This is a genomic window from uncultured Psychroserpens sp. (assembly GCF_947492715.1).
GTDB lineage: Bacteria > Bacteroidota > Bacteroidia > Flavobacteriales > Flavobacteriaceae > Psychroserpens.
Window position 1 is genome coordinate 142148 of sequence record NZ_CANLNS010000008.1, and the last position, 23950, is coordinate 166097.

General features: G+C 33.4%; 29 protein-coding genes. 14 read left to right on the forward strand and 15 right to left on the reverse strand.

The features are described from left to right. Nucleotides 1-10 precede the first annotated feature (10 nt). Both Q0787_RS17340 and Q0787_RS17345 read right to left on the reverse strand, forming a co-directional pair. Nucleotides 11-967, reverse strand: coding sequence for a glycosyltransferase family 2 protein (locus Q0787_RS17340; protein WP_298904250.1), 957 nt, complete (start codon nucleotides 965-967; stop codon nucleotides 11-13). Further along, entirely contained in the window at nucleotides 946-1998 is a 1053-nt protein-coding gene (locus tag Q0787_RS17345) for a glycosyltransferase (protein WP_298904252.1), read from the reverse strand. The genes Q0787_RS17340 and Q0787_RS17345 overlap by 22 nt, the downstream gene beginning before the upstream one ends. Before the next feature lie 78 nt (nucleotides 1999-2076). Here Q0787_RS17345 and Q0787_RS17350 point away from each other — a divergent pair, with 78 nt between their 5' ends. Next, a complete protein-coding gene (locus Q0787_RS17350) occupies nucleotides 2077-2826 on the forward strand; it encodes a Kdo domain containing protein (RefSeq protein WP_298904254.1) in 750 nt (249 codons plus the stop codon). On the opposite strand, the gene Q0787_RS17355 is transcribed toward Q0787_RS17350, so the two are convergent. Then, the gene (locus tag Q0787_RS17355) at nucleotides 2823-3584 is read right to left on the reverse strand and encodes a glycosyltransferase family 2 protein (protein WP_298904256.1); all 762 of its coding nucleotides are present in this window, start codon (nucleotides 3582-3584) and stop codon (nucleotides 2823-2825) included. The genes Q0787_RS17350 and Q0787_RS17355 overlap by 4 nt on opposite strands. Before the next feature lie 42 nt (nucleotides 3585-3626). Here Q0787_RS17355 and Q0787_RS17360 point away from each other — a divergent pair, with 42 nt between their 5' ends. Next, entirely contained in the window at nucleotides 3627-4457 is an 831-nt protein-coding gene (locus Q0787_RS17360; protein WP_298904258.1) for a glycosyltransferase family 2 protein, read from the forward strand. Here the strand turns inward: Q0787_RS17360 and Q0787_RS17365 are convergent. The 3 genes from Q0787_RS17365 to Q0787_RS17375 are packed head-to-tail and all read right to left on the reverse strand — an operon-like array spanning nucleotide 4444 to nucleotide 6734. Continuing rightward, entirely contained in the window at nucleotides 4444-5502 is a 1059-nt protein-coding gene (locus tag Q0787_RS17365; RefSeq protein WP_298904260.1) for a glycosyltransferase family 9 protein, read from the reverse strand. The two genes, Q0787_RS17360 and Q0787_RS17365, sit on opposite strands and share 14 nt — an antisense overlap. A gap of 12 nt (nucleotides 5503-5514) precedes the next feature. Then, complete coding sequence (locus tag Q0787_RS17370) at nucleotides 5515-5907, reverse strand: hypothetical protein (protein ID WP_298904262.1); 393 nt, start codon at nucleotides 5905-5907, stop codon at nucleotides 5515-5517. A gap of 11 nt (nucleotides 5908-5918) precedes the next feature. Next, on the reverse strand, nucleotides 5919-6734 hold the full coding sequence (locus tag Q0787_RS17375) for a 2,3,4,5-tetrahydropyridine-2,6-dicarboxylate N-succinyltransferase (protein ID WP_298904264.1): 816 nt from the start codon (nucleotides 6732-6734) through the stop codon (nucleotides 5919-5921). 566 nt (nucleotides 6735-7300) lie between these two features. On the opposite strand from Q0787_RS17375, the gene ruvX reads away from it, so the two are divergent. The 4 genes from ruvX (at nucleotide 7301) to mazG (ending at nucleotide 9676) form a co-directional block, all read left to right on the forward strand. Continuing rightward, entirely contained in the window at nucleotides 7301-7714 is a 414-nt protein-coding gene (gene ruvX / locus Q0787_RS17380; protein WP_298904266.1) for a Holliday junction resolvase RuvX, read from the forward strand. 65 nt (nucleotides 7715-7779) lie between these two features. Further along, nucleotides 7780-8370 (forward strand): peptide deformylase, encoded by a 591-nt coding sequence (gene def, locus Q0787_RS17385; protein WP_298904268.1) that lies wholly within the window; start codon nucleotides 7780-7782, stop codon nucleotides 8368-8370. Between the two features lie 16 nt (nucleotides 8371-8386). After that, complete coding sequence (locus Q0787_RS17390; protein ID WP_298904270.1) at nucleotides 8387-8812, forward strand: DUF5606 domain-containing protein; 426 nt, start codon at nucleotides 8387-8389, stop codon at nucleotides 8810-8812. 90 nt (nucleotides 8813-8902) lie between these two features. Continuing rightward, entirely contained in the window at nucleotides 8903-9676 is a 774-nt protein-coding gene (mazG, locus tag Q0787_RS17395) for a nucleoside triphosphate pyrophosphohydrolase (protein ID WP_298904272.1), read from the forward strand. Nucleotides 9677-9871: 195 nt separating this feature from the next. On the opposite strand, the gene Q0787_RS17400 is transcribed toward mazG, so the two are convergent. Continuing rightward, the gene (locus Q0787_RS17400; protein ID WP_298904274.1) at nucleotides 9872-10852 is read right to left on the reverse strand and encodes a M64 family metallopeptidase; all 981 of its coding nucleotides are present in this window, start codon (nucleotides 10850-10852) and stop codon (nucleotides 9872-9874) included. Between the two features lie 194 nt (nucleotides 10853-11046). Here Q0787_RS17400 and Q0787_RS17405 point away from each other — a divergent pair, with 194 nt between their 5' ends. Next, nucleotides 11047-11496: a hypothetical protein gene (locus Q0787_RS17405; RefSeq protein ID WP_298904276.1), complete on the forward strand. Its 450-nt coding sequence runs from the start codon at nucleotides 11047-11049 to the stop codon at nucleotides 11494-11496. Further along, the gene (locus Q0787_RS17410; RefSeq protein ID WP_298904278.1) at nucleotides 11496-11696 is read left to right on the forward strand and encodes a helix-turn-helix transcriptional regulator; all 201 of its coding nucleotides are present in this window, start codon (nucleotides 11496-11498) and stop codon (nucleotides 11694-11696) included. The genes Q0787_RS17405 and Q0787_RS17410 overlap by 1 nt, the downstream gene beginning before the upstream one ends. A 29-nt stretch (nucleotides 11697-11725) precedes the next feature. Here Q0787_RS17410 and Q0787_RS17415 read toward each other — a convergent pair whose 3' ends face one another. Both Q0787_RS17415 and Q0787_RS17420 read right to left on the reverse strand, forming a co-directional pair. After that, entirely contained in the window at nucleotides 11726-12406 is a 681-nt protein-coding gene (locus Q0787_RS17415; protein WP_298904280.1) for an NAD-dependent deacylase, read from the reverse strand. Nucleotides 12407-12412: 6 nt separating this feature from the next. Then, a complete protein-coding gene (locus Q0787_RS17420; protein WP_298904281.1) occupies nucleotides 12413-13630 on the reverse strand; it encodes a hypothetical protein in 1218 nt (405 codons plus the stop codon). 37 nt (nucleotides 13631-13667) lie between these two features. On the opposite strand from Q0787_RS17420, the gene Q0787_RS17425 reads away from it, so the two are divergent. The 3 genes from Q0787_RS17425 to Q0787_RS17435 all read left to right on the forward strand — a co-directional run bounded on the left by Q0787_RS17425 (nucleotide 13668) and on the right by Q0787_RS17435 (nucleotide 15413). Continuing rightward, on the forward strand, nucleotides 13668-14324 hold the full coding sequence (locus tag Q0787_RS17425) for an RNA methyltransferase (protein WP_298904282.1): 657 nt from the start codon (nucleotides 13668-13670) through the stop codon (nucleotides 14322-14324). Between the two features lie 184 nt (nucleotides 14325-14508). Beyond that, nucleotides 14509-15033, forward strand: coding sequence for an SRPBCC family protein (locus Q0787_RS17430; protein WP_298904284.1), 525 nt, complete (start codon nucleotides 14509-14511; stop codon nucleotides 15031-15033). Between the two features lie 5 nt (nucleotides 15034-15038). Then, a complete protein-coding gene (locus tag Q0787_RS17435; RefSeq protein WP_298904286.1) occupies nucleotides 15039-15413 on the forward strand; it encodes a VOC family protein in 375 nt (124 codons plus the stop codon). Between the two features lie 3 nt (nucleotides 15414-15416). Here Q0787_RS17435 and Q0787_RS17440 read toward each other — a convergent pair whose 3' ends face one another. The 4 genes from Q0787_RS17440 to Q0787_RS17455 all read right to left on the reverse strand — a co-directional run bounded on the left by Q0787_RS17440 (nucleotide 15417) and on the right by Q0787_RS17455 (nucleotide 19686). Continuing rightward, the gene (locus Q0787_RS17440) at nucleotides 15417-16259 is read right to left on the reverse strand and encodes a carboxypeptidase-like regulatory domain-containing protein (protein WP_298904288.1); all 843 of its coding nucleotides are present in this window, start codon (nucleotides 16257-16259) and stop codon (nucleotides 15417-15419) included. A gap of 131 nt (nucleotides 16260-16390) precedes the next feature. Further along, nucleotides 16391-18361 carry a DEAD/DEAH box helicase gene (locus Q0787_RS17445; protein ID WP_298904290.1) on the reverse strand — a complete coding sequence of 657 codons (1971 nt, stop codon included), beginning with the start codon at nucleotides 18359-18361 and terminating at the stop codon, nucleotides 16391-16393. 259 nt (nucleotides 18362-18620) lie between these two features. After that, nucleotides 18621-19073 carry a hypothetical protein gene (locus tag Q0787_RS17450; protein WP_298904292.1) on the reverse strand — a complete coding sequence of 151 codons (453 nt, stop codon included), beginning with the start codon at nucleotides 19071-19073 and terminating at the stop codon, nucleotides 18621-18623. 37 nt (nucleotides 19074-19110) lie between these two features. Further along, nucleotides 19111-19686, reverse strand: a complete 576-nt coding sequence (locus Q0787_RS17455; RefSeq protein ID WP_298904293.1) for a non-canonical purine NTP diphosphatase — start codon at nucleotides 19684-19686, stop codon at nucleotides 19111-19113. A gap of 125 nt (nucleotides 19687-19811) precedes the next feature. Between Q0787_RS17455 and Q0787_RS17460 the strand changes: the two genes are divergently transcribed. Together Q0787_RS17460 and Q0787_RS17465 are read left to right on the forward strand one after the other, a co-directional pair. Further along, nucleotides 19812-20840, forward strand: a complete 1029-nt coding sequence (locus Q0787_RS17460; protein WP_298904294.1) for a metallophosphoesterase — start codon at nucleotides 19812-19814, stop codon at nucleotides 20838-20840. A gap of 10 nt (nucleotides 20841-20850) precedes the next feature. Beyond that, nucleotides 20851-22248, forward strand: a complete 1398-nt coding sequence (locus Q0787_RS17465) for a TIGR00366 family protein (protein ID WP_298904295.1) — start codon at nucleotides 20851-20853, stop codon at nucleotides 22246-22248. A 70-nt stretch (nucleotides 22249-22318) separates the two neighbouring features. Here Q0787_RS17465 and Q0787_RS17470 read toward each other — a convergent pair whose 3' ends face one another. Beyond that, complete coding sequence (locus Q0787_RS17470; RefSeq protein ID WP_298904296.1) at nucleotides 22319-22972, reverse strand: hypothetical protein; 654 nt, start codon at nucleotides 22970-22972, stop codon at nucleotides 22319-22321. Between the two features lie 25 nt (nucleotides 22973-22997). Beyond that, nucleotides 22998-23276, reverse strand: coding sequence for a hypothetical protein (locus tag Q0787_RS17475; RefSeq protein ID WP_298904297.1), 279 nt, complete (start codon nucleotides 23274-23276; stop codon nucleotides 22998-23000). 358 nt (nucleotides 23277-23634) lie between these two features. Between Q0787_RS17475 and Q0787_RS17480 the strand changes: the two genes are divergently transcribed. Then, nucleotides 23635-23934, forward strand: a complete 300-nt coding sequence (locus tag Q0787_RS17480; protein WP_298904298.1) for an HPF/RaiA family ribosome-associated protein — start codon at nucleotides 23635-23637, stop codon at nucleotides 23932-23934. The last annotated feature ends 16 nt before the right edge of the window (nucleotides 23935-23950 follow it).

Consider the following 23950-nt stretch of genomic DNA (forward strand, 5'->3'; position numbering starts at 1 on the left):
TGGTTATAGGTTATTCTTGATTTATTTTTTGTTTTTGTTTTAAAGATTTTGACAAAGGTGCGCCAATTAAAAAGATATAAAACAACTGCCAATATTGAGGTTTGATGATAGAAGTGAAAAAATAACGAATACTGTAATAGATTAGAAGAATTTTATGATGGAGCCAACCAAAGTGTTTTTTTATATAATACAAAAGCGCTATTTTCTGTTCTATTTTAATAGCTATGTTCTTCTTTATACTGGCACTTTTATAATGTATATACTCTAAATCTGGCAACAGATAAGTATACTTTTTTAGTTGCTTTAAAAGCCTTCTACTCACATCGGATTCTTCATAATATAGAAACAAATTAGTGTCAAAACCACCTATATGATCAAAATCACTAGCATCAATGAACATAAAAGATCCTTGTACATAATGCACTTTTGTAGGCTTATCGTACGTTTTTTTTCTGTTGAGATAGGTAGATGGAAATAAAGTTTCAAGTAATGGTCGTCTTAAAATTTCGCGTTGAATAGATGAAAAGTGATCTATGGTTACTCTAAACTTCTTATGCTCATCTAACATTTGAGGAGAACATACAGCCGCATCAGGAGTACGCTCCATGAATTCTTTTAATCGCAGTAAACAATTCTCACTCACTTGCAAGGTGTCATTATTAATAAACGCATAATACTTACAGGTCGAGGCATATTGAACACCTAACATGTTTCCTGCTCCAAATCCTACATTTATTTTACTTCTTACAAGTTTTGCTTGTGCAACATTTAATTGATCAACGCCAGTTTTTAATGTCTTGTAATCATCAAGTTTTGAGGCATTATCAATAACTATGATTTCATAGCTAATGGTATCTCGCGTATTTTCAATTATAGATTTAATACAATCTATGGTATATTGAGACGTGTTATAATTTATTAGAATACAGCTTACATCAATCATGGTTAATCTAATATTGCTTGCCAATATTTAGCAATGTTTTCAGGTAAATAAAATACAGATTTTTTCTTAGCTTGTTGCGACATTTCCTCATTAAAACGATCAAGTCCGGCAACCTGTTCGAGCATTGGTATTATGTGTCCTTCATTAAAAATATAGCCGATATCTTTGGTGATAATTTCATTTGGACCTGAATGATTAGGAGCAATTGGAATTAAACCCTGAGCCATACTTTCAATAATAATCAAGCCAAATAATTCTTCCCACTTTCTATTTCTTTTAGAATTTAGCAACACATACTCATGAGTGCTCAATAGCTTGGCTAAAGCGGTTTTGTTAGATGTATGCTTTATGTAATTGATATTATCATGTTCTTTTGCATGTTCTTCAACCAGTTGTTGCTGAGGTCCTTTTCCAACTATCGTAATTGAACATTTAGGATGATTAGAGAAAAATTGAAGTATCTCATCAATACCCTTTTGAGGCACTAATCGTCCAAGGTAAATAAAACTATGGCGTGTCCTATTAGGTTCAATATCTTGTGTAAAAGCCTTATCTATAGCATGACAAACAACACTTATATTATTATCTTTTATAGTATATTTTTCTAACAGCTGAGATTTACTTTGTTGGGTTACTGCAAATATGTGCGTTACCTTATCTTCCAGAAAAGATTTCCAAGTTGCAAATACCTTAGGCGAATTGTTCTTGGTTTTAGGATGAAAGTTCTTATCCCAAAACGTCCAAGACGTGTGATAATACACTTGATGCTTATCCAGATAGCTTAATAAACTAACCAATTTAGAATCAAAAGGAGCAATACCTAAAACGATTTTTTTGTCTTTAGAAAATAATAAACCAATCATGAAAGCGGCATTAGTAAGTTGCTTTCTAAAGAGTTTAAAATTAAATTTGGTCAATGATTTTACTAACTTACTCAACACAGAAAACTCGCGATACTCAAGATGTATATGTTCTTGTTGAAGCAAAAACTGTAAGGCAGTATAGTGACTGTCGGCACCATTTTTATGTAAGATATAGACCGTTTGTTTTGGCATTATAATTTATGATAAGCTTGTTGCAAATGTAGTGGATAATTTTATAATTTTACCCAATGAATAAATATCAGGTTGGAGTTGCATAAATATCGAGAAGAAATAGCTAAAATCATAGCCAATCAAGCCAATGAGAATTCAGCAAAGACCTTACAGTCTGATAGAAATTTAGTGACCAAACATACTTTGGGTGATGGCAGGGAAGTTGTTATTAAGGCGTTTAAAATCCCAAATTTAATCAATAAAATTGCTTATCGCTATTTTAGAAAAAGCAAGGCAAAGCGCTCCTTCGAATACGCCTCTAAACTAAAGGCACTTGGTGTTGGTACACCAGAACCTATTGAGTATATTGAGAATTTTAATTGGTTAGGATTACGAACAAGCTATTATATAAGTTCGTTTGTAGCCTACGATTTGACATATCGAGAATTAACCACAGATTTTGAAATTCCTGATCATGAAGACATTCTAAGAGCGTTTACGAGATTTACGTTTTACTTGCATCAAAAGGATATAAATTTTTTAGATCATTCACCTGGCAACACGCTCATTAATAGGAGAGATGGTAGCTACGATTTTTATTTGGTTGATTTAAATAGGATGGAATTCCAACCTATGAGCTTTGAAACCCGAATTAAAAATTTCGCTAAACTTACGATTCATAAATCTATGATTGAGACTATGAGCGATGAGTATGCGAAATGTTCTGGGGAATCTTACGATACCATTTTTAATTTGATGTGGAACTTCACTCAAGAATTTCAGAATAAATACCATCGTAAAAGACGGCTCAAGAATAAAATTTTATTCTGGCGAAAGAAGAAGTCTTAGGCTTTTTTCTTATAAAGTTCTCTCAACTTAGAATACTTTAAGAATGTAATATTTGCCGTTTGCTTGCAAATGACATAACCATTAAATCCATCTAAAAAACCTAGCCTTAAGATATACGATTTGAAAAATGCCCAACACGGATTTATGATAATTTTCCAAATAGGTGCTTTTTTACCTAAATCATAATAAGATTGGGCTGATATCGTTGAAAAGCGCTCTATTTTTTGGTTAAATTCTGAATAACTCTGGTAAGTGAGATGTAAAATATCCCCTTTTAGCTTTCCTCTTGATGAGGTCGATGTGTGCAACTTAATTTCATCGTGAGGATTTATACCTTTCCACATTCCTTTTCTTCGGTCAAATACACGTAATTTTTTGTTTGGATACCAATCTGAATGCTTAATCCATTGTCCGCAAAAGTTATTAAAACGATTGCAGTAATATCCATCAAATTGCCAATTGGTTTTTAAATGACGAATAGATTCTTGAAGTTGTTCTGAAAGAGATTCATCGCCATCTAAGGAAACAACATGGTTATAAGTTGCTTGTTCTAGGGCGAAATTTTTCTGTTCGATATAGCCTAAGAACTTCTGTTCAATGACTCTAGCGTTATAGCGTTCACAAATCGATTTTGTTTGATCTGTTGAATAAGAATCGACTACTAAAATTTCGTCAACAACATCAATCAGCGAGCGCATACAGTTTTCTATATTCCTCTCTTCGTTGTAAGTTATAATAACTGCCGAAATCTTAATCATAAGTACCTAAAGTATTTGGTAAAAATAACTATTTTTGAAACAATGAAAACCTTTGATGTCTCTATTATCATAAGTACTTATAATAAACCAAATTGGTTGCAAAAAGTGCTGTGGAGTTATAATCAACAAACTATAAATGATTTTGAAGTTGTTATTGCTGATGATGGTTCTACAGAAGAAACCAGAGCTTTAATTAATGACATGAAGACAAAGATGAGTTATCCAATCATACATGTTTGGCAAGAAGATAATGGGTTTCAGAAAACTAAAATTTTAAATAAAGCCACTGTAGCGAGTAGAGGTGATTATTTGATATATACAGATGGCGATTGTCTTGCGCGAGCTGACTTTATTGAAACACATTTAGCACATAGATCTAAAGGCTGTGCGCTGTCTTCAGGTTATTTTAAACTCACCAATAAGGTTTCAAACCTTATTGGTCTAGAAGAAATAAATTCACAGCAATGTTTTGATAAGTCGTGGTTGCTGTCTCATGGCCAGCCAAACTCCTTTAAGATGAACAAACTCACAAGGTCTAAATTTAAAGCAGCGCTTTTAAATTTTATAACACCTACTAAAGCCACCTTTGATGGGATGAATGCATCTGCATGGAAAGTTGATATTTTGACTGTAAATGGTTTTGATGAACGCATGCAATATGGAGGGGAAGATAGAGAATTAGGAGAGCGTTTGATGAATTATGGTATCAAGTTTAAGCAAATTCGTTACAGCGCTATTTGTTTGCATTTGTTTCATGAAAGAGCATATGTTACCTCTGACATGATTAAAAAAAATGATGCTATTCGTAAAACAACCAAACAAAACAAGGTGATTAAAACACCGTTTGGGATAGAATCAGTTAAAACTGTTTAAGGTATTGTTTTAGCTTCGGAATGATATATTCTGGAGGAAAGCTTTTATATAAAGAAAAAACGTTATTCTTAGCTTCTTTTAATGTTTTTCCTTCGTACAGTTCTGGTTTAAAGTCTTTTAAATGCACTGATATATTTGATGTGTCATTTTCAAACATATTCCAAGACTCCTTAGAAATCCATGGTGAAAACACTGTAAACGTCGGAATATTTAAGGCTTTTGCCATATTAATGGCACCTCCTTCATTACCAATGAGTGCAGTACAGTGATGTGTAATGGCTAAAAATTCGCGTAAGCTCTTTCCGAAGACATCAAAAAAGATATGTGTCTTAGTGTTAGCATTACAAAAGTTATAGATGGTTTTGGCTTCGTCAATTTGTTTTGGAATATAATTAAATAAAATCTGCCCACCAGTGTCTTCCACTATCGTATCAATGAGGTCTGCCATATGAGGAAGAGGATAGGTTTTATTTTCTCCGCTCCCTAACACACTAATCATGAATATTGATTTCGTTAGGTCGATATTAGCATTTAATAAAAACTGTTTTGAGGTTTCAATTTCTTTGGGTGTTAAATACACTTTTGGTTTAATGTATTCTGGAATATTTTGGCACAGTGGTTTTAGAAGTTGCAATCGGTGTTCTATGGCAACACTTGCCTTTGTTTTTGGTGTTTTAGGTTCTTTAAACGTGTGCGTGTAAAAGTGACTCGTGTACCATTTTTGCTTCGAAACTTTGATTTTTGCCCCCGAAAACTTGGTCATTAAATTACTCGATAGCTTAGAGTAAACATCCACAACGGCGTCATAGCGCTCCTTTTTTAAGGACTTTAAAAATGAAAGAAACGCCGATTTGCTTTCTTCCATCTCTGGTGTATAGAATAAAAACTTGTCAATAAACGGATTGTTTTCAACTACAGGAAATGTATGAGAATTAATCACATAGTGAAGCTCTGCATCTGGATGTTCGGCTTTTATAGCTTCAAATAAGATGCTTGTTGTGAGTACATCACCAATCATTTTTTGTTGTATGACTAAAATCTTCAAATCGTTTTCTTTTTACTCCTTTTTATAATTGTCAAAATTTATGCCGTTGGTTTTAAAAAATGGGTTCTCAAATTTAAAGGCATTCTTAGTCACTAAACCAATATCTATTTCAACATAGTCACCATGAGTCGCTGTTGCCATTAGATATGATTTTCCATTTATGGTGAGACTCATATTAATGGCGCCAACTTTTACCGTGTAACTAGGCTCGTAAGTCAAAGAAGCTATTTCTTTTTTGAATTGTATAAGTTGTTTCTTGTTTAAAGTAAACACTCCAGAGTTATTAGACATTTCGACGTTTTCAATGGCGTCGATATCTACAAAATCAATAAAGTGCAATTCTTGATTTTTACCGCAAGAAACGGTTACAATACATATTATAAAAAGGATAACTTTATTATTCATTTATGTGCGAATTAAACGGCCACATCATACTCACGAAGGGCATCATTTAATGACGTTTTTTTATTCGTACTTTCTTTTCGTTTCCCAATAATTAAAGCACAAGGGACGTTGTAGTTTCCAGCAGGAAATGTTTTGGTATAACTGCCAGGAATCACAACTGAGCGCTCTGGAACGATACCTTTCATTTCAATTGGTTCTTCACCTGTAACATCAATAATTTTTGTGCTCATTGTCAAGACGACATTAGCTCCTAAAACAGCTTCTTTTTCAATTCTTACGCCTTCCACAACAATACAGCGAGAGCCAATAAAGGCACCATCTTCTATAATAACAGGAGCAGCTTGCAGTGGCTCTAAAACACCACCAATTCCAACGCCACCAGACAAATGAACATTTTTGCCTATTTGAGCGCAGCTACCAACTGTAGCCCAAGTATCTACCATAGTACCTTCATCAACATAAGCACCAATATTTACGTAACTAGGCATTAAAATTGTGCCTGGTGATATATAAGCGCCATGTCTAGCAACAGCATTAGGTACAACCCTTATTCCGCGTTTTTCATAATCGCGTTTAAGCGGTATTTTATCGTGATATTCGAAAATACCTGCTTCTAAGGTTTCCATTTTCTGAATTGGGAAATAAAGAACTACTGCTTTTTTTACCCATTCATTAACTTGCCAACCGTCTGCAGTGGGTTGTGCCACTCTCAACGTACCTTTGTCTAATAGGTCAATCACATGTCTAATACTTTTGATAGTGTTTTCATCTGATAGTAATGAACGATCATCCCAAGCGTTTTCTATAGTTTGTTGTAGTTGTTTCATATCAATTTTTATCTGCTATTTGCACAAAGATAATAGTATAATCTCTTAGAATAACCACTTGATAAATAAAAAAATAAAATATATGTGACCTTTTAAAAAGTGCTGTGTCTTAATTAATGTGAATTATTAATAGTCGGGCATTTTCCCTAAAAAAATATGCTTTGACACTTTAATAATTAATAGCTAATTTTTGTGAAAACTCTCCTTCTCCCTTAGGAGAGTTTTCTATTTTTTTTAGAATCATGTGACCTTTTAGAAAAAGATGTGTCTAAATAATTGGTTTTGAGTTAATAATTACGACAGCCCTATATACCCTTTTTTTATAATAGCATTATTAAACCTTTCTAAGTCCCAAGAAAGGTTTTTTGCTTTTTTTATAATTTAATGTGACTTTTTAAAAATAGGTGTGTCTTAATACTATAACATGAACTGTTTAAGGTAGAGGGTGAATAGTTTCATGGATTTATTAATAGTTGATTATTTTAGAACTCTTCTTTGACCTACAAAGAAGAGTTTTTTTATGGTATTAGAATGGATAAACAGGATTATAAGATTAACTTTGCAACATGGCGAGAATATTAGCTTTAGATTATGGGACCAAGCAAACTGGAGTAGCAGTTACAGATGAGTTGCAAATTATTGCATCTGGTCTTACTACTGTTCCTACTAAGGAATTAATGCCTTTTTTGAAGACATATGTTTCTGAGGAGAATGTAGAACTACTATTAGTAGGAGAGCCTAAGCAAATGAATTATGAAGCATCTGAAAGCGAGGTATCAATTTCAAAGTTTCTAAATGCATTAAAAAAAGAAATACCGCATATTCCTGTTAAGCGCGTAGATGAACGCTTTACTTCAAAGATGGCTTTTCAAACAATGATTGATAGTGGTCTTAAAAAAAAGCAACGTCAAGATAAAACGCTAATAGACGAAATTAGCGCAACAATTATTCTGCAAAGTTATTTATACAATCCTTCTTAAAACCATCTTAAAAGTTCTGAAATAATAATAAGAATTGTATTTTTGCACCCGAAAATTACTATATAATGATATTACCAGTTGTAGCATATGGCGATCCAGTTTTAAGAAAAAAAGCGAAAGCTATTACAAAAGACTATCCCAATCTCGATGCCCTCATTGAGAATATGAAAGAGACAATGTATGGTGCTTATGGGGTTGGATTGGCAGCACCTCAAATTGGTTTACCTGTACGCATTTTTTTGGTAGATACCGAGCCTTTTTCTGAAGACGATGCGTATTCGGAAGAAGAGCAATTACAGCTTAAAAATTTTCAACGCACATTTATCAATGCAGAAATTCTTGAAGAAGAAGGAGATGAATGGGCATTTAATGAAGGCTGTTTGAGTATTCCTGATGTGAGAGAGGATGTCTTTAGAAAACCTAAAGTAACAATTAGATATCGGGACGAAGATTTCAAAGAACATGTTGAAGTTTTTGATGGGTTGATTGCTAGAGTAGTACAACACGAATATGACCATATTGAAGGTATTTTATTTACAGATAAACTATCATCTCTAAAAAAACGTTTGATTAAAGGGAAATTGACAAATATTTCCAAAGGAAAAATAAAAGTAGATTACAGAATGCGTTTTCCGCTAATGAAAAAGAAACGCTAATACTGAAAAAATTAATATGAGTTTAGATAAAATACTTTCCATTTCAGGAAAACCAGGATTATATAAAATAGTAGCGCAAACACGTAATGGTTTTGTGGCAGAATCTTTAATTGATAAGAAAAAAATGGCAGTGAATATTCATAACAACATTAGTGTGTTAAGTGAAATAGCTGTGTATACATTAACAGAGGAATTACCTTTAAAAGAGGTTTTTAAAAAAATTAGAGATAAAGAAAATGCCCAAACAACGTCTATTAGTCATAAAGATTCTAAAGACACTTTAGAAGAATATTTCTTTGGTGTGCTACCAGATTATGATGAGGATCGTGTTTATGCTAGCGATATCAAAAAAATTGTACAATGGTATAATTTACTTCAGAAACATGATATGCTAGACGCCTTAGAAGAAGGTGATGAAGTTACTGCAGACGAAGAGGAATAGTCGTCGTTAATAGATTGTTCATATTAATATTCATTTAGAATTTCTATCCGATAGAAAGGGTTGTATTTTTGAAGTTTAATTTCAAATAATATGACTGATAAAACGTCGCAGTTAGATGCCTTTGAGCGCCTTCTCGTTATCATGGATGAGTTGCGTGAACAATGCCCTTGGGATAAGAAACAAACAATACAAACACTACGTCACTTAACAATCGAGGAAGTTTACGAATTAGGTGATGCTATTTTAGATAATGATCTTGAGGAAGTTAAAAAAGAACTTGGAGATGTGTTGTTACATATTGTCTTCTATTCGAAAATAGGTAGTGAATCAAATGCTTTTGATATAGCAGATGTTTGCAATAGCATTTGTGATAAACTTATAGATAGGCATCCTCATATCTACGGAAATGTAACTGTTAATGACGAAGAAGACGTTAAGCGCAATTGGGAACAGTTGAAGCTCAAAGAAGGCAAGAAAAGTGTTCTAGAAGGTGTTCCTAAAAGTTTGCCAGCGATGGTCAAAGCGAATCGTATTCAGGATAAGGTTGCAGGAGTTGGTTTTGACTGGGAAGAGCCACATCAAGTTTTTGAAAAGGTGAAAGAAGAATTAGAAGAATTACAAGATGAAGTTCATGCTGGTCATCAAGATAAGATTGAAAGTGAGTTTGGAGATGTACTTTTTTCAATGATAAATTATGCACGCTTTTTAAAGATAGATCCAGAAAGTGCTTTAGAAAGAACAAACAAAAAATTTATAAAGCGTTTTCAATATTTAGAACAAAAATCTAAAGATTTAAATCAACCATTATCTGAGATGACACTAGCACAGATGGATGTTTTTTGGGAAGAGGCAAAAAAAATATAATTTTTTTTTACTTGTCGTAATCCAAAACGGTACGAATACTCGTATATAAATCAGATAGGAACTTTTAATAGTTTCTTAATCATAAGTAGGTAATCTTAATGTTGTAGTTAAGCGGACGCGTTAAGATTTAAAATTTAGTTTAGTTAGGGGTAAAATCCTGTCTGTTAGTCAGACAGGATTTTATTATTTATAGACTTACTCAACCAAACAATTATTAAGTTTTATGTCTTTATTAAGATTGATTGGTTTTCGATTTTGTGAAGGATTGTCGTTTATTAAAAAATCTTCAAAATTATATGTTAATCCTCTAATTTGCAGTATTCTCTTTACTATAGATTCTCTGCTTGGAGCATTGAAGAGTCCAGTGTTTCCACGCATAATACTACCTTCTTCAGGCCTCCATGTATTAAATTGATGATATGCTCCACCTTCAAAAGCACCTACGTTTTCATAACCTGAATGTCCAATAAAATGTTTCCATTTAATGATCTCTAAATTATCGGTGTTATCCATATTGGGATAGTCGGTGTGCGGAGTGCCAGTGACATTGAGGAAATAATATTCATCCCCTAAACCACCAAAAGCATGTCCTACTTCATGTAACATTGTGCCGCGTTCACCATTTCCAAACACGGCGAGGTTACTATAGCGACCAGCTGTGCCGCCATTAACATTGTTTACAGACATTAATATGAGGTCTTTATCTGTTCTATTTCGGTTTTTTACTTTAAAGACATAGTCGTTTACAGATTGCAGGTCTTGTATAATTGGATGTAAAGCATTTGAATATGGAGTTATTGTTGTCAAATGACTATCAAAAGGTGTATCTACTATAAAAGTATTTCCATGAGGAGTGATTTCGGATTCGGCATATATGATATACGCATTAAAATGATTTTTATAAAATTTGAAAGGTTCATGTTGAAATAAAAATTCTATATTTTCTAAGGCATGTTCTCGATACCTGCCTTGATCTTTTTTTAGTTCATTTTTAACATAACCATCTCCCATAAATATGATATTGATACCATGAGTGGCATCGTTTTCAAAAACGATTTCAACCTCGCCATCTCTATAATAGGTGTTGTCATCATTTAGGTTTTCGATGATTGCATCTTTGGAGCAGGAAAAAATGAATAGGAAGAGTATAATAATTAATTTGTAAGATTTTGACATGACACTTTATTTTTTTTGGTTATTCTATTTACAAGTTCTATACTATAGTCTCAATGGCTTTAAAAGGTTGCGTGATGGTCTAGACTATTTTGAAATAGGGAAGAGATCAAAAAATTTGTGTAATTCAAAAATGTAAAGTATATTTGTCATATCGTAAAAATATTTTTACTTAATATAAAATATATTTGTCAATTATGGGTAAAGAAAGAATGATAAATTGTGAACGTAATCAATTTCAAAAGTTGATTAATTTTAGACTACCACATGTTTTTATGACCGTAGGAATTGTTATAGTATTGTTATCTATAACAATTATGTTTGTTAGAGCTTTTGTTTTGGAAGGTGATTTTCTGTGGTTAAAACATCTCTTGCAAAAAACAATGCTAGTAGGTATGTTAATAATGTCTTTGTCTAAAGATAAAGAGGAAGATGAAATGACTATAGTGCTAAGAGCTCAATCTTATGCGATTGCTTTCGTTATTGGTGTTATTTATGCATTGGTTATGCCTTACGTAGAATTTGGCGTGTCTAATGTAATGGATTCTAATGGACAAGCATTTAAGGATTTAGGAGATTTTCAGGTTTTGCTGTTTATGCTTATGATACAGCTCTTATTTTATCATAACTTAAAACGTTATAGATAATGGAAAATACAATTAAAGTAGAACGTGCTATTTTGAGTTTAACGCAAGATGATTTGGCCAAGAAGATAGGAGTGTCGCGTCAAACTATTAACTCTATAGAAGCCAATAGATATGTGCCATCAACAGTTTTAGCATTAAAATTATCTGATGTTTTTGGGAAGCCTGTTAACACATTTTTTAAACTCTCTGATAATGATTAGAATAAGTTTATTTCTTGTCCAGGTTATTGTTATTGTTGTTCTAATAGTGTTATAAACGTTTTCATGCCTTTAGTGGCTGTTTCGGCAATAACAGTAAGTCGCGATTGGCTGTCAATAGATGGTTTAGGATCTATAAAGTATATAGGTGTTTTAGGTGGAGCATAATGCATTAAACCTGCTGCAGGGTAAACTTGCATTGACGTGCCAATAATTAATAAGATATCTGCTGTTCCACATATCTCTGCCGCATTTTCAATCATTGGTACATCTTCACCAAACCAAACAATATGTGGTCTTAGCTGATGACCGTCTTCACAGAGATCGCCCAATATTAAATCTGTGTTCCATGATTTTATACTATTGCTGTGTTTTGAACTACGAACTTTCAATAATTCGCCATGAAGATGAATAACATTATTGCTTCCTGCGCGTTCGTGTAAATCATCAACATTTTGAGTAATAACACTTACCTTATACTTTCCTTCTAGTCCTGCCAAATCATAATGAGCACTATTAGGCTTTACATCATGTAATTGCCTACGACGTTGGTTATAAAATTCTAAAACAAGTTTCGGGTTTTTTGCAAAACCTTCAGGTGTAGCCACCTCCATAACATCATGACCTTCCCATAATCCATCGGCATCTCTAAAGGTTTTAATACCGCTTTCGGCACTTATTCCTGCGCCTGTTAAAACGACTAAATGTTTCATTTCGAATTATTTTTTTTCTTTTTTCTTCTTCCAGGTTTTAAAATCTTTGGATTTAGAAAATGCTTCAAGAATATTTTCCCCGTATTCGTCATCTTCTACAATGTATTCTATGAGTGATGATTTTTCATAACCCTCATCTACTAAGAAATCTAAATATTCAACGGCTTCTGGATAGTTGTTCATCAGGACTAGCGTATTGAGATAACCAGCTTGTCCTTCAAAAAAATCTGGATAATTTTCAGATGTATATTTAAAAAAATTGAGCGCTAAATCATAGTTTTGATCTTCAAAAGCAACACAGGCTTTAATATAGTTTAAAAAATCATCCTCTGTTTCATTTTGCAACTGATTAATAACTTGAATGGCTTCAAAATATTCTTCTTTGTAAATGTGATAGTCAATCTTGTTTAAGGCAATTGTTGGATCGTCACGATGCACGTTAATTAATTCTTCTAAAGACTTTAAATATTTCTCCTCATCAATATGGCTGGCGATTAAAGCCTTGAAAATAAGAAGGAATTTCTCTTTAGCCATATCAGATTTTAGTCCGTCCATAATCTCATATGCCTTAACATAATTACCTTTATTGTTAAATAATAAGGCTCTAAACAATTCTTTAGATTCTTTATTTTCAGAAGATTCTAAAAGCCCAAATAATTTTTTTTCGGGCATTGTAATTGTCATCATTCTACCTAGTGTTTCAGTAAAATGCTCTCCAGACAAATAGACGTACATGTCAGAAAATTGTATTTCGTCACCTTCTTTATAGATTCTATAATCGTGATAATTCATGCCAGTTTCAGCAGAATACATTCTAAACAAGGCGTAATACGTCTGTGATGATAAATCGTAACGATAACTAATAAAATCATAATATGACCCATTTTCTACTTCGGAGATAATTTCATTTGGAAACGAGGTCATAGCCTGCTTCATACCTAGTACAAGATCTTTTACAAAACTATCATTTCGATCTAGCGACGGACTGGACCTCAAAATGCGCTCAAAAAAAGTATCATCATTAAGTTTTAGAATAAAGGCATCTGGATCATTATTATGAATTGTAGATGAAATGTACTCTCCAAATTCTAAAACTTTTTGCGTGTTTTCGGCACTATATGCAACCGTATCAGTGCGTACTTCTTTGGCTTCATTTTGTGCATTAGAATTTAAATAACTAAATAATGTAACTGAAATAAATAGTAATCGTTTTTTTAATCCCATTGAGTTTTTATATTTTCATAAATATAAATCATTTTTGATGATAGACGTAAAACTTTTGCAACATCTTGAAACTTACTTAACAGAGCAACGAAAATCAACGTTTCTTAGAGTGCTGTCTCAACGTACGAAGCATTTTACTGTAGCTACAGAAGATGTTTATCAATTGCATAATACTAGTGCTGTAATTAGGAGTTGTGACGTTTTTGGAGTGCAGGAAGTGAATATTATAGAGGAACAAAACACAAAACGAATTGATAGAGAAATTGCTATGGGCGCTCAAAAATGGGTAGATTTAAATCGTTATCATTCTGTAAAAGAAGCCATTCAGGATTTAAAGGCAAAAGGCTATCAGATTGTGGCAACAACACCACATGAGAATGATAGTTTACTTGAAGATTTTGATGTCCGTAAGAAATCATGTTTTTTCTTTGGAAGAGAAATGAGTGGGCTTTCGCAAGAGGTTATTGATGCGGCCGATTGTTTTTTAAAAATACCAATGGTTGGGTTTACAGAGAGTTTAAATATATCTGTATCTGCTGCTATTATTCTTCAAGATGTGACTACAAGATTAAAACGAACAGAGGTAGCATGGCAGCTTTCTGAGACAGAACAATTAGAAAAACGCTTAGATTGGTGTAAAAAAACCATTAAAAGCTATAAGCAAATTATTGAGCGTTTTTATCAAACCCAATAATTTATTAACTTTAAGGAAACAAACTTATTAATTCAAGATGAAGTTAAATCCCTATTTAACCTTTAATGGTTAATGTAAAAAGCCTTTTGAAGAGGTGTTTTGGGGTGCAAATTTGGAATGTTAACCGATAAATTTGGTGTACGTTGATGGTAAGTGAACCACATTAACAATAAATTTTAATATTATGATAGTTCTTTACATTTTAGGAGGAATATTACTTCTCTTTATATTATTGGCATTAATCGCCCCAAAGCGCTATACAGTGAATAGAAGTACGGTTATTGATAAACCATTGCCAGAGGTGTTTAATTATTTAAAACATATTAAAAATCAAGACCATTGGTCACCATGGAAAAAGAAAGATCCAAATATGAAACAAGAGTTTGTTGGTACCGACGGACAAGTTGGTTTTATTGCTAAATGGGATGGTAATAAAGAAGTTGGACTTGGAGAACAGGAGATCATGAATATTGTAGAAAATGATAGAGTAGAAGCAAGACTTCGCTTTTTTAAACCATGGAAATCTGAATCTGATGCTGTTACTAAAGTTGAAGATCTGGGCGATGGAAAGACAAAAGTAACTTGGGGTTTTTCGGGTGTTAATAAAGTACCTGCAAATATCTTTATGATGATGTATAATGTTGATAAACATGTAGGTAAAGATTTTGAAGAAGGTTTAGCTAGTTTAAAAGATATATTAGAAGCGTAGTAATTATGGAAAATAATATGGTAGGATGGTTTGAAATTCCTGTGCATGACATGGATAGAGCCAAGTTGTTTTATGAATCGGTTTTTAACGTAGATATCGCCATTCACGATTTTGGAGGTATGCTTATGGGTTGGTTTCCTTTTGATGAGAAAAAGCCTGGAGCAACAGGAACATTAATAAAGCAGGAGAGCTATGTCCCTAGTCAAGAAGGAACTTTGGTATATTTTATGAGTAAGGATGTGCAGCAAGAATTAGATAGGATAGAAGATGCAGGTGGTATTATATATCAGCCTAAAACTGAAATTTCTCCCGAACATGGATATATGGCTGTTTTTATTGACACAGAAGGTAATAGAGTGGCGTTGCACTCTCAAAAGTAGTCTTTAAAATCGTCCCGACTTATTTCTGTTTAGTATCTTATATTCTTCATAACATTCGCTAATGGCATCTAGAATCTGAAGGTCATTGGCAGATTGAATAAAGTCTTTTGAGTAGTTACATTGGTTAACGATTTCATCGAGATCAAAACGATCTACCTGTAATAAAACCATGAGCATTTCTCTATCAAAACGAGAAGCAAGAAGGTTTCTTATTTCATCGTCTTTTTTCATTTTTTTTAGCCTTCGTAATTCACGAGGCTTTTTTCCGAACATGTTATGCAAAAAATCGGCAGGATTAAAAATAGCTCCTAAAACTTTACTAACTGCATTAGGCCTGTTATTTCCAGCTTCATAGCCTTTATTTGATAATCCTGAAATACTGTATCTGTAATTAGATTTGATAGGTACTTGCTTAACATCTATCTCTAAATATCCTGTGAGCTTAAGTTGATTAACCACAACTTCCTCTAAAGCAAGTGCTAATTCTGTCATACCTATTTTAGTCTCTCCAAATTTTAACCAATCGTTGGTTACTCTCACTTTGATCGATTTGTATCCTAGATAAGACAAGTGAAGTGTATCATTTAACTGAGCTTTGATTTCAAAATTACCACTATCGTCAGTTGAAGTACCTATAACCTGATTAAGGTTTACGATGTTTACACGACTTATGGGTTTATCTGTACTTAAATCAATGATCGTACCTTTCACACTAGTCGCAACTTTCACACTAGTAGAATCTTGACGTGTGGAGTCTTTAGGTTTAGTGTTCTCATTTGTAGTGTCTTGGGAGAATCCAATACTCGTCACAAAAACAAATAATAAGAAGGTAAATAAATATTTCATATACACTATTATGTGTTAAAAGTAGTAAACAAATTGCATACCACTATAGCAATAGACGTAAATTTGACTTAATATTAACAAGATGGTTTAAAAAAACCTCGCAACTAAGTTACAAGGTTTTTTATTTTATCTTAACGTCTAGAGCGTCTTGGTCTGTCAGAACCTGATGAGCTTTCTGAACGTCGAGGTGATCTTGATTCTCCACTAGATTGTCGTCTATCACTTCTATTACCTGAATTTTCACTAGAACGTCTGTCGCTTCTATTTCTTGAATCGCCACGTCTTCCCATATTTTCACTAGAACGTCTATCGCTTCTGTTACTAGAACCTGAATCGTTACGTCTTCCTGAGTTTTCTGATGATCGTCTATCACTTCTGTTACCAGAACCTGAATCACTACGTCTAGATCGTCTTTCTCCTCTTGGCTTGTCGTCACGTCTACGTCTTCCACCATCATCACGTCGTCTTCCACCTCGATTTCTTCCGCCTCCTCGATCTTCGCTCACCTCTACATTTACAAAACGTCCATTATGCTTAAAATCTGTGAAAAATGTTAGTACTTTTTCTTGAATGCCTTTTTCAGTATTAAAGAAAGAAAAACTATCCTTTACATCTACTTTAAAAACATCATCTCGACCAAGTTCTAAAACTTCTTTTAAGAAATCTTTTAATTTCATCCAATCGTAACCGTCTTTACGACCCACGTTAATAAAATAACGAGTTTCGTTACCGCTTCCACCGTAACCACGACCTTCACCTTCAGAATCTCTAGATGAACTTGCTACATTAAGGTCTTTAGATTTTTGATAATAATTAAAGAAACGAGAGAATTCTACAGAGAAGAATTTTTTAATTAACTCATCCTTATCGGTGTCTTCAAATAGCTCATTTATAGCAGACAGATATTTGTCAATCTCGTGATTAACTTCTGTATTGTTAACTTTATTCGCAAGCGACATTAATTGTACTTGACAGATTTCCATACCATCAGGAATTTCTTTTTTCTCAAATTCCTTTTTTATAATACGTTCAATACTTTTGATTTTTCGTACTTCACTTTTAGATACAATAACCATAGAAACACCTGTTTTACCGGCACGACCAGTACGACCAGAACGGTGTGTATAGGTTTCTATTTCATCTGGTAATTGGTAATTGATTACATGGGTAATATCGTCTACATCAATTCCACGAGCAGCAACATCTGTTGCTACTAACATTTGAATTTGCTTATTTCTAAACGATTTCATGACAAGATCACGTTGATTCTGACTTAAATCACCATGTAAAGCTCCTGCACTGTAACCATCTTCAATAAGGTTTTCAGCCACTTTTTGAGTATCACGTTTGGTACGACAGAAGATTACAGAAAAAATATCAGGATTGGCATCTGCCAAACGTTTTAAAGCCTGATAACGATCTCTAGCATTAACTAAATAATATTCGTGAGAAACCTGACTCGTACTTTCATTTCTGTTTCCTACTGTAATCTCAGTAGGATCATGCATAAAGTCTCTAGCAATTCGTGCAACTTCTTTTGGCATTGTAGCCGAGAATAACCACGTATTTTTATCATCAGGTGTATGTGATAAGATATCAGTAATATCTTCATAGAATCCCATGTTTAGCATCTCATCGGCTTCATCTAAAACCGAATATTCAATTTTAGAAATATCAACCATATTTCGGCTAATCATATCTTTCATACGACCAGGAGTAGCCACAATAATTTGTGCACCACGTTTTACTTGGCGTGCTTGATCTGTAATACTCGCTCCACCATAAATAGCTACAACATTTAAACCTTTACAATGCTTTCCGTAGAGTTTTAATTCATTGGTAATTTGTAGGCAGAGTTCTCGTGTCGGTGATAAAATTAAACCTTGAGTTGTTCGACTATCAATGTCGATTTTTTGAAGCATTGGAAAACCAAATGCAGCAGTTTTACCAGTTCCTGTTTGCGCTAAGGCCACAAGATCTGAATCTTCTTCTAATAAAATTGGGATTGCTTTGGCTTGTACATCACTAGGGGTTTCAAATCCTAAATCGTTAATAGCAGCCAGCAGGTCTTCATTAAGACCGAGTTCTTGGAATGTGCTCATTCTTTTGTTTGTATTCGATTATGTTCTTTGGTGTTACAAAAGAAGCGAATCGACATACTAAACACTTAAACTTCTAGGTAACACATCCTCACTCTGAGGAATTTAACGTCCCGATCCTTCGGGGATTTCAAGGTGCAAAGATAGACTATTATTTGGATAATCAATATGTGGGCGTTTTAACACGCTCTCGCAAGTCGCTTTTTTGCAAAAGAGCTCCAACAATTGCTCCATCGTTAACGCAGGTTTTGGAGGTTTTAATTCAATATTTGAGAACAATATAATCGTTAGACCATTTTAAAATATCAAATGTTTTGGTTTTAGAATTCCATTGTTTTGTTGTTCTATCAAGGTCTTTGTAATCTATGACTACCTTATTTTTTAGAAGCCTAATATCCAAAATGGCTCTTCCGTGCGAAGCCCCTGTAATGCAAGGAACTGCATAACGATAGTGAAGTTTTCCAGATTTAAAACTTATATGTTCTCCGTAAATGAATCTCCTGTATTTTTTACGTTGACGACTTTTCTCTCTTGGAGTGAGTGCATTATAAGTGCGTTCTATATTGGGTATACTAAACAATACAACGGTATCACGTTCTACCCAATTTTTTGTACGCCATACATTATTATGTAATATTTTTAGTGAATCAATGTTCTGAGAAAAGCTTATTGAACAAAATAGAATAAAACCAAAAGCAAGTATTTTATGTTTCATATGATACTAATTTTTGATATAGCATCAAATATCTTGCCTAAATAGAATTTAAAAAAGCAACCAATAAACGTACTGCTTTTCCACGATGTCCAATCCGGTTTTTTTCTTCCATTACCATTTCTGCGAAAGTTTTGTTATAGTCTTCAGGTTTAAAAATAGGATCATAGCCAAAGCCTTTTTCTCCTTGCTTTGTGGTGGTAATAGCGCCTTTACAGAGCCCTGTAAATGTTTCTAGTTTGCCATTAAGATGTAATGCAATAACCGTTTTGAATTGCGCATCTCTATTCGGTTTTCCTTCAAGGTTTTTAAGCAGTAAATTCATGTTATCATTACTGTTACGCTGCGCTCCAGCATAACGTGCACTAAACACACCAGGTTCATTATTAAGTGCTTTAACTTCTAAACCTGTATCATCTGCAAAACAATCAAATCCGTAATGTTCTTTTACGTATTCCGCTTTTTGAATGGCATTACCCTCTATGGTAAGTTGCGTTTCAGGGATGTCTTCAAAACAGCCAATGTCTTTTAAACTTAGAAGTTTAATGTGTTGTGGGACTAGAGCCTGGACTTCTTTAAGTTTGTTTAAATTATTAGTAGCGAAAACGAGTTGCATAGTATGTTGAAATTGAGTCTCAAAAGTAGTGACTAAAGTATGAATTGTAAAAGAGATAGTGCTTAGATAAAGCAGATTTATTTTTCAATGAAAATGTTTCCTATCTTAGACTCAAAATTTTGAAGATGTTAAAAAAAATAATTTTATGTTTTGTGTTTTTGAACCTCACGTTTTTAAGCGCACAATCAAAATCTGATGATAATTTGAGTATGGTTAACGATGGTCCATATGTATTTATAGAAGACGATCGATTAGTGGAAAAAAACGTTGTAAATGGCGTACTCAAAACAAAAGATTTGAAGATTGATGCTTATGAAACAACATTTAAGCCTGAGGTTTCGGTATATAAAGATGTTGAACAAATAGTAGCCTTGAGTGATATCCATGGACAATTTGATCTTGCGGTTGAAATTTTAAAGAATAATAAAATTATTGATAAGAATCTCAATTGGATATTTGGAAAAGGACATTTAGTGATTGTTGGAGATATTTTTGATCGCGGTCCAAAAGTAACAGAGACCTTATGGTTTGTTTATAAACTTGAAAAACAAGCGAAAGCCCATGGTGGAAAGGTTCATTTTTTATTAGGAAATCATGAATTTATGGTGCTACATGATGACCTCAGGTACATTCACAAAAAATATCAAGAGGCCTCAAAAATTTTAAAATTAAGATACAGTCAGTTGTTTGATGTCAATACAGTTTTGGGTAAATGGCTGAGATCAAAAAATACGATGGTCAAAATTAACGATAATGTGTTTGTTCATGGCGGAATTTCACCCGATTTCTTGCTTGAAGATTTCGATATAGAAGTCACCAATAAATTAATGCGAAACTCTATCGATCGCGATAAAACAGAAATGAGATCTACTGACTTTTACGATAGGTTTTATGGGCAGAATGGACCTATTTGGTATAGAGGTTATTTTTATGATGGACTAAAAGACGAGGCTATTGTTAAAATTTTAAGTCAGATTAATGCTAATCATGTGGTTGTTGGACATTGCTCTCAAAAAGAGGTGCTTCAGTTGTATGATAAAAAAATATTAGCCGTAGATTCAAGCATAAAAAAAGGCAAGTATGGTGAAGTATTGTGGATTGATGCCGAATCCTATTCAAGAGGAACTAAAGATGGTAAAAAAATAAAGCTCTAATTATTGAACTATGCTCACTAAACTCGGAGAAAAATTTACAGACCTGTTTCAAAAATACATGCCAAGTGCTTTTGTGTTTGCTATTGTTTTGACTTTGTTAACGGCTTTATGTGCCTTGCTTTGGACAAACACTAGTCCAATAGATGTTGTGAAATCATGGTATAAAGGTTTTTTCGAATTGCTCAGTTTTGGAATGCAAATAGTGCTCATTATCATTACAGGGTTTAGTATCGCACTCTCTCCAAAAATTAAACGCGCTATTGAAAAACTTGCTGTGTATATCCATACACCCAAACAGGTGTATTTGTTTGTTTTGGTGATGGGGACCTTATTGTCTTTTGTAAGTTTTGGATGGATTGTAATTACATGTTTATTAGCTCGCGAATTAGCTCTAAAAGTTAAGGGTGTTAATTATCCATTCTTAATCGCATGTACTTATTTTACCTTTGGAGGTTGGGTGAGCGGACTGTCTAGTTCAATTCCGTTACTCCTTAATACAGATGATAATTTTCTCATAAAAAAGAATGTACTGTCAACAGTCATTCCAACAAGTTATACTTTGGGTTCAACACTTAATATTGCTATGATAGCAGTGTTTTTATTAGTGCCACCATTGTTGTTTTTAATTTTAATCCCTAAAAACACCAAGGGAAAAGAACTCAAAGATTTATTAAAACCAGGTTACGAATCTCAAGAAGAATCGATAAAAGAAGAAGCTGAAAGTTTTAAACTTCCTATGAAAGCTATTTCAGATACCTTAAATAATACCCCGCTATTATCGTTACTCATTTTTGCCATGGGTTTAGCTTATATCGTGTATCACTTTGCTACAAATGGATTTGATGTGAATTTAAATATTATGATATTTATCTTCTTAATGTTAGGGCTTTTGATGCATAAAACTCCAATGCGTTATAGCGTGGCAATGAAACGGGCTAGCGGCAATATTTCTGGCGTATTATTTCAGTATCCGTTTTATGCTGGTATTATGGGAATAATGATATATACTGGGATTGGAGAAGAACTAACAGAAGTACTACTGTCTGTAATGACAATAGATACTTATCCGTTTTATGCCTATCTCACTGGTGGTGTTGTTAATTTTGCAATTCCATCAGCAGGAGGGGAGTTTGCAGTTGTTGGTCCTAGTATGATTGAGGCTGTAAAGGATTTAGGAGCTGGGCTTCCTCCAGATCAAATTACTGAAATGGTTTCGAGAGCATCGATGTCTGTGGCTTTTGGGGAGAGTCTAAGCAATATGTTACAACCCTTTTTTATATTATTGGTATTGCCTGTTATGGGAGCTGGAGTAAAATTACAAGCTAGAGATATCATGGGGTATTTGGTTTTGCCGTTTCTAATCTTTTTCATTATTCAAGTGCTAATGGTCTTATATATACCATTATAAAAACCCTATAGAGATTTAAACGAATCTCTATAGAGCTTTTAAGTTAGGTTATTATCTTATTTCAGATAATCTAGTTTGGGAATTGTTTAATAAAAATGGCTGGATCTCCACCAGAAACGGCTGTATAGCCAGTTTGAGAAAATCTATCACCATCTTTGGTTTTTCCAGATATAATGATACGTTTCATTCCGCTCGAAATTTCACCTATACGACGACCACTATCAACTTGTACACCCATTTCGTGTGGTGTACCAACTCTTGTTGCTATAATGTTACCACTGCCATTTTCTATGAGTAAACGTTGACCAATGGCTGGAGGTGGAAATAACTGACTTACAGTGATATCTGTTAAGGCACCTAGTTTAATATAATCAGATTCGTTAACTGTAGCTTCATCGACATGACTATCTGCACTTGACGCAACAAGGGTTTTGGTGCGACCAAATTTTGGTTGATTAGAATTATCTAAACAATACATCCATGGCGTGGTGAATTTGTCTCCAGATTCTGTTTCGCCAGTGGCATAATATTGAGAATGAACATTTAATGGGTTCTCTTTTCGGCCTTCATCTGTTAAATCAAGGTTGTAAAAAATACTAGTCATTAATGTACCTACTGAATATACTCCTGAAGCACCTGTTAAGATAACCTCAGATAAAGGTTCATTTGGGTTGAAGTAAGCAAAGACGCTTACATTTTTAACTTTTACTGGTAAAGGTTGCATAATAATATGTTTTTAAGGTTAATAATTAATTTATGTTTTGAATACTTGTGATATGAGCCTTACCATCAAGAGGTTGATAGATACTTACTATTGCAGATCCATTAATAGGATATCTAACTGCAGCTTCTGTATTACAAAAGAACTTATAGTTGGTTCCAGCTACAAGTTGTTCTGATACCGCTACAGGTGTATAGGTTACACCTAAAAGTCCATCTAAGGCTTCATTAAAAGCAGATGTTGCTTCTTTACTAATTGTACATGAATAGGGTGAATATGCACCAACGAGGTTTGAGGTTTTTGACATGATTATTGTTTTTACGTTTTTCTTACTCTTTTTTTTTGACTGTATATAGTCTAAGGTTTTTCAGATAACACCTTTCACATAGAAATTGACACGTAGCTACTGGTTAATATTTCTATTTAATCTCTAGTTCAAATATCTGACAATCAATGAGTTTATAGTAGATGGTATTGTCTTGTTTTAAGGATTAGGTTAAAATACCTAAGCATTGCGCTCTTTACGTGTTTTGAAATTCAATTGGGAAGTTTTGTTCTTTTTTTATTATAAAAAAAACACAAATTCTTTAAGAGATTTATCATTATAAATTGGCTAATTTTTCGTAAATTAGAATAACGAAATTAACCTAAAAACGAGAATGATTATGAATGTAAACTTTCAATATGTAGATGTAGATAAAAGTGATACCCTAAGCGCTTTTACAAGAGAGAAACTAGCAAAACTTTTTAATAGATATGAATTTATCGTTGGTGCAGATGTGTTCTTTAAAAAAGATCTTAATGAACCAATAAATAATGCGATTTGTAGTATAAGGTTGAGTTTGCCTGGTCCTCGACTATTTGCAACATCCAATGAAAAGAAACATGAAGTGGCCGTGCGCCAAACGATTAGTGATTTAGAACGCCAACTTAAGAAACGTAAAGAAATTTATAAGGTGTATTAATTCACTAAAAAATTAA

Coding starts and splice junctions, on each gene's coding strand:
- Q0787_RS17450 (WP_298904292.1), bottom strand. CDS start 19,073: ATGAAACATAAAATACTTGCTTTTGGTTTTATTCTATTTTGTTCAATA.
- Q0787_RS17360 (WP_298904258.1), top strand. CDS start 3,627: ATGAAAACCTTTGATGTCTCTATTATCATAAGTACTTATAATAAACCA.
- Q0787_RS17475 (WP_298904297.1), bottom strand. CDS start 23,276: ATGTCAAAAACCTCAAACCTCGTTGGTGCATATTCACCCTATTCATGT.
- Q0787_RS17415 (WP_298904280.1), bottom strand. CDS start 12,406: ATGAAACATTTAGTCGTTTTAACAGGCGCAGGAATAAGTGCCGAAAGC.
- Q0787_RS17430 (WP_298904284.1), top strand. CDS start 14,509: ATGATAGTTCTTTACATTTTAGGAGGAATATTACTTCTCTTTATATTA.
- Q0787_RS17370 (WP_298904262.1), bottom strand. CDS start 5,907: ATGAATAATAAAGTTATCCTTTTTATAATATGTATTGTAACCGTTTCT.
- Q0787_RS17440 (WP_298904288.1), bottom strand. CDS start 16,259: ATGAAATATTTATTTACCTTCTTATTATTTGTTTTTGTGACGAGTATT.
- mazG (WP_298904272.1), top strand. CDS start 8,903: ATGACTGATAAAACGTCGCAGTTAGATGCCTTTGAGCGCCTTCTCGTT.
- Q0787_RS17460 (WP_298904294.1), top strand. CDS start 19,812: ATGTTAAAAAAAATAATTTTATGTTTTGTGTTTTTGAACCTCACGTTT.
- Q0787_RS17405 (WP_298904276.1), top strand. CDS start 11,047: ATGGGTAAAGAAAGAATGATAAATTGTGAACGTAATCAATTTCAAAAG.
- Q0787_RS17420 (WP_298904281.1), bottom strand. CDS start 13,630: ATGGGATTAAAAAAACGATTACTATTTATTTCAGTTACATTATTTAGT.
- Q0787_RS17410 (WP_298904278.1), top strand. CDS start 11,496: ATGGAAAATACAATTAAAGTAGAACGTGCTATTTTGAGTTTAACGCAA.
- Q0787_RS17345 (WP_298904252.1), bottom strand. CDS start 1,998: ATGCCAAAACAAACGGTCTATATCTTACATAAAAATGGTGCCGACAGT.
- Q0787_RS17390 (WP_298904270.1), top strand. CDS start 8,387: ATGAGTTTAGATAAAATACTTTCCATTTCAGGAAAACCAGGATTATAT.
- Q0787_RS17375 (WP_298904264.1), bottom strand. CDS start 6,734: ATGAAACAACTACAACAAACTATAGAAAACGCTTGGGATGATCGTTCA.
- Q0787_RS17465 (WP_298904295.1), top strand. CDS start 20,851: ATGCTCACTAAACTCGGAGAAAAATTTACAGACCTGTTTCAAAAATAC.
- ruvX (WP_298904266.1), top strand. CDS start 7,301: ATGGCGAGAATATTAGCTTTAGATTATGGGACCAAGCAAACTGGAGTA.
- Q0787_RS17400 (WP_298904274.1), bottom strand. CDS start 10,852: ATGTCAAAATCTTACAAATTAATTATTATACTCTTCCTATTCATTTTT.
- Q0787_RS17455 (WP_298904293.1), bottom strand. CDS start 19,686: ATGCAACTCGTTTTCGCTACTAATAATTTAAACAAACTTAAAGAAGTC.
- Q0787_RS17435 (WP_298904286.1), top strand. CDS start 15,039: ATGGAAAATAATATGGTAGGATGGTTTGAAATTCCTGTGCATGACATG.
- Q0787_RS17480 (WP_298904298.1), top strand. CDS start 23,635: ATGAATGTAAACTTTCAATATGTAGATGTAGATAAAAGTGATACCCTA.
- Q0787_RS17425 (WP_298904282.1), top strand. CDS start 13,668: ATGATAGACGTAAAACTTTTGCAACATCTTGAAACTTACTTAACAGAG.
- Q0787_RS17470 (WP_298904296.1), bottom strand. CDS start 22,972: ATGCAACCTTTACCAGTAAAAGTTAAAAATGTAAGCGTCTTTGCTTAC.
- Q0787_RS17355 (WP_298904256.1), bottom strand. CDS start 3,584: ATGATTAAGATTTCGGCAGTTATTATAACTTACAACGAAGAGAGGAAT.
- def (WP_298904268.1), top strand. CDS start 7,780: ATGATATTACCAGTTGTAGCATATGGCGATCCAGTTTTAAGAAAAAAA.
- Q0787_RS17445 (WP_298904290.1), bottom strand. CDS start 18,361: ATGAGCACATTCCAAGAACTCGGTCTTAATGAAGACCTGCTGGCTGCT.